General features: G+C 63.0%; 6 protein-coding genes. 1 reads left to right on the top strand and 5 read right to left on the bottom strand.

The genetic code is table 11. The features are described 5' to 3' along the window. Positions 1 to 281 precede the first annotated feature (281 nt). Positions 282 to 440: a hypothetical protein gene (locus ACT6Y9_RS07780; RefSeq protein ID WP_443744114.1), complete on the top strand. Its 159-nt coding sequence runs from the start codon at positions 282 to 284 to the stop codon at positions 438 to 440. Here ACT6Y9_RS07780 and ACT6Y9_RS07775 read toward each other — a convergent pair. From ACT6Y9_RS07775 to dapA, 5 genes are all read right to left on the bottom strand, one after another. After that, on the bottom strand, positions 435 to 2,039 hold the full coding sequence (locus tag ACT6Y9_RS07775; protein WP_443744113.1) for an AAA family ATPase: 1,605 nt from the start codon (positions 2,037 to 2,039) through the stop codon (positions 435 to 437). The genes ACT6Y9_RS07780 and ACT6Y9_RS07775 overlap by 6 nt on opposite strands. Positions 2,040 to 2,215: 176 nt before the next feature. Then, positions 2,216 to 3,319 (bottom strand): amidohydrolase, encoded by a 1,104-nt coding sequence (locus tag ACT6Y9_RS07770; protein WP_443744112.1) that lies wholly within the window; start codon positions 3,317 to 3,319, stop codon positions 2,216 to 2,218. 135 nt (positions 3,320 to 3,454) lie between these two features. Continuing rightward, positions 3,455 to 4,153 carry a 2,3,4,5-tetrahydropyridine-2,6-dicarboxylate N-acetyltransferase gene (gene dapD / locus ACT6Y9_RS07765; protein ID WP_443744111.1) on the bottom strand — a complete coding sequence of 233 codons (699 nt, stop codon included), beginning with the start codon at positions 4,151 to 4,153 and terminating at the stop codon, positions 3,455 to 3,457. A gap of 51 nt (positions 4,154 to 4,204) precedes the next feature. Further along, on the bottom strand, positions 4,205 to 4,921 hold the full coding sequence (dapB, locus tag ACT6Y9_RS07760; protein ID WP_443744110.1) for a 4-hydroxy-tetrahydrodipicolinate reductase: 717 nt from the start codon (positions 4,919 to 4,921) through the stop codon (positions 4,205 to 4,207). Positions 4,922 to 4,955: 34 nt separating this feature from the next. Next, the gene (dapA, locus tag ACT6Y9_RS07755) at positions 4,956 to 5,846 is read right to left on the bottom strand and encodes a 4-hydroxy-tetrahydrodipicolinate synthase (protein ID WP_443744109.1); all 891 of its coding nucleotides are present in this window, start codon (positions 5,844 to 5,846) and stop codon (positions 4,956 to 4,958) included. Positions 5,847 to 6,284: the final 438 nt, after the last annotated feature.

Raw genomic sequence — 6,284 nt, 5'->3', positions numbered from 1 at the left:
AACTAGTTTGACTGTAGTCAAGCCTTTTCGGGATCTGTCATCCCGGAGTTTGGGGTAGATGGAGCTTCGAAACCCGACGGCATGCAGTCTTTCGGCGCGGCCCGCTCTATCATGAGCAAAAAGGCTCGCTGGTTGCGCCTTCAGCCTGCGCCGGCACAGGCCCAAGCCCAGAGCGGGCCAACGTCCGAATCTAAGAGTTCTGACGATAGAAGCGGAAGACACCGCCGTTCTTGTAACAGTAGAACCCATACTTTCGAGAGAAGTCGTCGGACGATGCAGAGTTGGCGAAGAGTTGCGCGGCGGCGCTCGAGCAGATTCACCGACGCAGCTATGCAGAGGAATTCGGCGGCGGGCTCAAGGTGATGCGCCGATTCGGCATCGCCTTCTGCGGCAAGCACTGTCTGCGCAGGAGTGAGGAGCGCCTCTCTCAGAGACTATAAGGAGCGCGGGGACTCTTCGCGCAGCTCCGCGCAGTGCGTGAACCGCCGCGCCCGGCCGTCGAAGACGAGGGCCGCGCGCATGATGCGCCTCTCCGAAAGATGGCCGGCGCCATACCGACGGCTGCGGATCTGCTCGAGCGCATCGTCAAGCTGCCGTTGCGCTGCGCTCGCTCCCGTCGCGAATTTGAGTTCGAAGATCCAGTGGCGGTCGCCAGCCTCCACCTCCAGGTCGCTGCGGCCGTGGGCGTTGGAGAACTCCGCGGTCGTCACCATGGCGGCGCCGAGCAGCAGGACGTGCAGAAAGGCACGGCAGGCGTGTTCGCTCGTCACCGGATAGTCCTGGTAGTTGACGGCTTCGAACGCCGTGTTGAAAAGCGCCACGATTTCCTCCAAGGTACCGTTGGCGAGGATTTTGGGCAGGCGGGCCAACTTCAGCCTGGATTCCGAGGCGTTGCGCAGCAGTTCGTCGCAATAGAGCTGCGCCATGGCGGTGGCGACCTCCTTGTTGGGATACCCGAGCGTGAAGACGTCGTTTTCAAAGTGTTTGAGCGTCAGGTAGCCGGTTTGAACAAGCAGGGTCGTCTCGTCAATGTTTTCGTAGTTCTGCGTGGCGGCTAATGAACGATAACTCGCGATCTTTGGGGAGTCATAGTACTCAGGATGAGAAAGCGCGTGATGGGTCAAGAACTTCAAGAGTACGGCGGGCTGTCCTGCGGAATCATACCAATAGGGCTTGAATCCTCGGGACGGCGTTTTGAAGAAGCTCAGAACGGACCAAGGCGTAAAGACGTGTTGGGTGCATGTTTCCTCAAAGCAATAGCCGTCATAATGCTTTCGCATCAATTCCATGAGCTCGTGTTCCGTCAGGCCGAGCGTCTTCATGGATGCCTCGAGGTATTCGGGAAAGAACCTTTTGATCTCCGAGTCGGTATACCCGAGAAGAGCGCCGTAGTCTTTCTGTAGCGTCAGGTCCTGCAGGTTGTTGAATTCGGAAAAAATGCTGGTCCCCTGGAACTTTGTTATTCCAGTGATGAATACAAAGCGAAATGCCTGATCGGCGGATTTGATGATGCCGTAGAACTGCGCCAAAAGCTGTTTGATGGTGCTGAAGACGTCGGAATCATCTATGTGCGCGGTAAGCGGAGCATCGTATTCGTCGACGAGCAGCACGAGGGAGGCGTTCTTGAGCGAGAGCAACCATGATTCGAGCGCATCGAAGAACAGGATTCCGGATTCTGGACGATAGTCGAAGCCTGCACGTGCAAAAGCTGATCTGATCCGACTTTCGAGTTGAGTCTGAAAGTCGGAATAGGATCGATAAATCTTGAGCGGAGAGAAGTCGATGCGGACTACTTGATAAGTTTGGTCATTCCAGATTTTCTCCGCCTCGAGCCCCGCAAAGTATTTGAGGCCGTCTTGGAAAAGTGATTCAAAGGTGGAGAGGAGGAGGGATTTGCCGAACCGACGCGGCCGGACAAGAAAGAGCCTTTGGTTCTCGGCCGCCAGGCCGCAGATGAGCTTCGTCTTGTCCACGTAGACGGTGTTCGAAAGGCGCAGCGACGGGAAGTTGGAGAGACCGATCGGAAGAAAAGGCGGCATGAGGGAATGGAGGCTCTAGAAGTGAATGGAATCCTCTGCTCGGATGCCGCCCGGGAGATGAGACGCAGGTCCGCTTCGGACGGGCGGCTGAGGGCGAAGGATTCCGCTGCGAGAATTCTAGCCGCCGCAGCCGCGAAGGATGATGTGTCGATCCTTCGCGGACGTCTGGTGTGAGGCTAGCTCACGGGCAGCAGGCGCTTGTAGATCTCCACGCCGCGCTCGAGCACCGCCTCATCGAAGTTGAAGCGGTCGGAGTGGAGCGGGATCCCCGTGCCGGTGCCGAGGAGCATGAAGAGGCCGGGGAGGGTCTTCTGGTAGAAGGCGAAGTCCTCGGCGATGAGGAGGGGCTTCTCGAGCACCTCAAGTTCCGGAATGCGGCGACGGGCGTCCTCAAAGAGCGCGGCATCGTTGATGACGGGGGGATAGCCCGCGGATCCCGTGATCGTGATCTTCACGCCGAGTTCGGTTGAGATCTCGCCTGCGATCTCGTGAAGCCGCGCCCAGGCCTTCTCATAGGCCGCGTCGCTGAAGACTCTGAGCGACCCTTCGAGGTGCCCGTGGGCGGCGATGGCGTTGCGCACCGTGCCCGACGTGAGCTTGCCGAACTTGAGCGTGCACCAGGGGCCTTCCTCTGCGCGTAGCCCCGCGAGCATGAGGTCGGCCTGCACCACGAACTTCGCGGCCGCAAGGAGCGCGTCCGCGCCGTCCTCGGACTTCGCGATGTGGGTGCTCCTGCCCTCGAAGTCCACGGTGATTTCGTTCGCGCGCGCGAGAAGCGGCCCCGGACGGGTCGCGACAGCGCCCATCGGCAGATCGGGCCAGAGGTGGAAGCCGTAGATCGCCTTGACGTTCCTCTCGCCGAAGACCCCGGACTCGCAGATGAGGCGCGCGCCGCCCGTCGTCTCTTCGGCGGGCTGGAAGACGAGGAGGACGTTCTTCGTGAGGCGGTCCTTCACCGCGGCGATCTGGTGCGCGAGTTCGAGCACCATCGCCATGTGGCCGTCGTGACCGCAGGCGTGCATCTTTCCGGCATGCTTGGAAGCGAAGGGAACGCCCGTCACTTCGCAGATCGGGAGCGCGTCCATGTCGGAGCGGAAGGCGACGGCCTCCGTCTTCCCGGCGTCGAACCAGGCGCACAGCCCGTGGCCGTCGGGCGAGAAGACCTCGCAGGGGAGCATTTCGAGAACGCGCCGCACGTAGCGGGTGGTTTCGGGAAGATCGAAGTCGAGCTCGGGGATCTGGTGCAGATCGCGGCGCAAGCGCTGAAGACGTTCAAGCATGGCGGTGTCGGACGCGCATCCTGCAGGGGGCGGAGAGCCTGAGCGGGGTGCGGCGTGTGAAAGAGAAGGAGCGCCAGCCCGGGAAATGTCGGGCGGCGCTCCCCTTCGGTGCGTCGGAGATGGAGGTGGAAGGGCTTAGAGCGAGCGGAGCGCGTCCTCGAGGACGGTCTTCTGCGTCGTGCTCGCATCCTTCTTTTCCTTGATGATGCGCGCGGGGACGCCGGCGACCACGGCGCCCGCCGGGACGTCGTTGATCACGACGGAGCCGGCGGCCACGACCGCACCTTCGCCCACGTGGATGCCTTCGATCACGACGGCGTTGGCGCCCACGAAGCAGTTGTCCTCAATGATCACGGGCTTGGCGGAGGCGGGCTCCACGACGCCCGCGAGCACGGTGCCCGCGCCGATGTGGCAGTGCTTGCCCACCGTCGCGCGGCCGCCCATCACGACGCCCATGTCGATCATCGTGCCTTCGCCGATCACGGCGCCGATGTTGATGATCGCGCCCATCATCACGACCGCGCCGTCGCCGATCGTCACCTGGTCGCGGATCACCGCACCCGGCTCGATGCGCGCGTTGATGTTCTTGAGGTCGAGGAGCGGGATCGCCGAGTTGCGGCAGTCGTTCTCGATCACCATGTCGTCGATCTTCTCCTTGTTCGCTTCAAGGATCGGGCCGAGGTGCTTCCAGTCGCCGAAAACGATCTTGTCGCCGCAGCCGAAGACCTGCGCGTTGCCGTAGTCGATCGGGGCCTTCTCGCGGATCGTTATCTTCACGGGCGTCTTCTTTTCGGCCGTGGCGATGTAGTGAATGATTTCCTGTGCGTTCATCATGATGGTTCGGTTCTCGGGTGAGTGTGAATTCTGGTGCGGGCTGGAGTTCTCTCAGCCTTCGCGGAAGAGGAGTTCGTCGAGGGTGTATAAGCCCTTCTCGCGGCCGGCGAGAAGCCCCGCGGCGCGCAGCGCCCCGAGAGCGAAGATGCGGCGGGATTCGGCGCGGTGCGTGAGCGAAAGCTCTTCATCCTCGCCGAAGAAGGAGACGGTGTGCACGCCCGCGACGGTGCCGCCGCGCACGGCGTGCACGCCGATTTCGCCCGGCGTGCGCTTCATCATGCCTTCGCGCCCGTAGACGACGGTGCGTTCGCCCGCCGGGTCGATCGCCTTGAGGAGCATCTTCGCGGTGCCCGAGGGCGCGTCGGCCTTCATGCGGTGGTGCGTCTCGACGATCTCGATGTCCCAATCCTCGCCGAGGAGCGGCGCGGCGAGGGCGGCGAGGCGCTTCAACACGGCGACGCCCACCGAATAGTTGGCGCTCTGGATCACCGGGGCGTGGGCCGAGAGGGCGCGCACGCGCTCAGCTTCGTCGGCCGTGTAACCGGTCGTGCCCGAGACGAGCGCGGCGCCCGTGCGGCGCACGTAGGCTTCGACGGCTCCGAGCGAGGCCGGAGCGGAGAAGTCGATGAGGGCGTCCACGGCGGGGAGTTCGGCGAGCGCGTCGATGTTCGCGACGTCGAATTCGCCCGCCACTTCAATCCCGCGGGCTTCGGCGCATTCCTTGATCATGCGGCCCATGCGGCCCATGCCGACGAGTGCGATCTGCATGCTGGTTCTCTCTCTTTTGCTGCGTTCGTTTTTTTTAGTGGATGAAGCCCGCGGCGCGCATGGAGGCGGCGAGCGTCTCGCGGTGCGCCTCGCTCATGCGGGTGAGCGGGAGCCGGTAGCCGCCGACGGCCTTGCCCATGAGGTTGAGCGCCTCCTTCACCGGCACGGGGTTCACCTCGATGAAGAGGTTGTTCGTCACTTCGAGGAGGCGCAGCTGCGCCTCGCGCGCGGCGGCGACGTCGCCCTCGAGGAAGTCCATGACCATCTTGTGCGTCTCGCGCGGCGCGATGTTGGCGAGGACCGAAATGACGCCCGAAGCGCCCAGGGAGAGCATCGGCACGATCATGTCGTCGTTGCCCGAGTACATGGCAAAGTCGGGCGAGAGGTAGCGGGCGATCTTGGCGGCGTAGCTGATGTTGCCCGAGGCCTCCTTGATGCCGATGATGTTGGGGTGCTTCGAGAGGCGCGCGACGTTCGCCTCCGAGATCGAGCAGCCCGTGCGGCCCGGCACGTTGTAGAGGATGCAGGGGATCTTCACCGCGTCGGCGACCGTCTTGAAGTGCAGGTACATGCCCTCTTCGTTGGTCTTGTTGTAGTAGGGCGTGATGAGCAACAGCCCGTCCGCGCCGAGGCGCTCGAAGGAGAGCGACTTCTCGAGCATCGTCTCGGTGGAGTTCGACCCCGAGCCGCAGATCACGGGTATGCGGCCGGCGACGCGCTTCACGGTGAATTCGCAGACGGCGTCGTCCTCCTCGTGGCTCATCGTCGAGGATTCGCCGGTGGTGCCGAGGATCACGAGGGCGTCGGTCTCGTGGGCGAGGTGGAAGTCGATCAATTCGCCGAGCTTCTCGAAGTTCACCGAGCCGTCTTCATGGAAGGGTGTGATGAGGGCGACCAACGAGCCGCGGATGGTGGGATGGGACATTTGGAGGTGCTCCGTTCTTTGTGTTTTGAAGTCTGGGCAGAGTTTGACTGTCGCGTCAACGGCGGAGGTCCGCTCCTCGGGGCGCGCATACGAAAAAGCGCCGGCAGGCGCATCAAGCCCTTCCGGCGCAGACGAATGAACGCGGACTTCCGTCTCGTTGGAGAGATGCGGAGGGTCCCGTCCGGTCATCCAGACCTCAAAGGATAGCGCAACTGCCGAGGGATCCCGCAGCGCTTCAGACTCCGCGTGCGGCCTCCCTTCCGAAGGGCAGACAGTTCCGCAGGTCTCTCCTGCGTTCCCACCCGCGCGCCGTGCCCGGCGGTGCGGATTCGGCGGCCTCGCCTCCTCCCGGGATCCCTGCCTGCCGGCTCCCCCGGAACTCCTCTCGGCCGCTCCTCTATCGTTCGACCCCAATACCTTAACAGATCGCCCGCGGCC

Source organism: Sutterella sp. (assembly GCF_052272535.1).
Classification (GTDB): domain Bacteria; phylum Pseudomonadota; class Gammaproteobacteria; order Burkholderiales; family Burkholderiaceae_F; genus Sutterella.
Note: the sequence above shows the minus strand (reverse complement) of the source record. Positions and strands in the feature narration are given on the sequence as shown.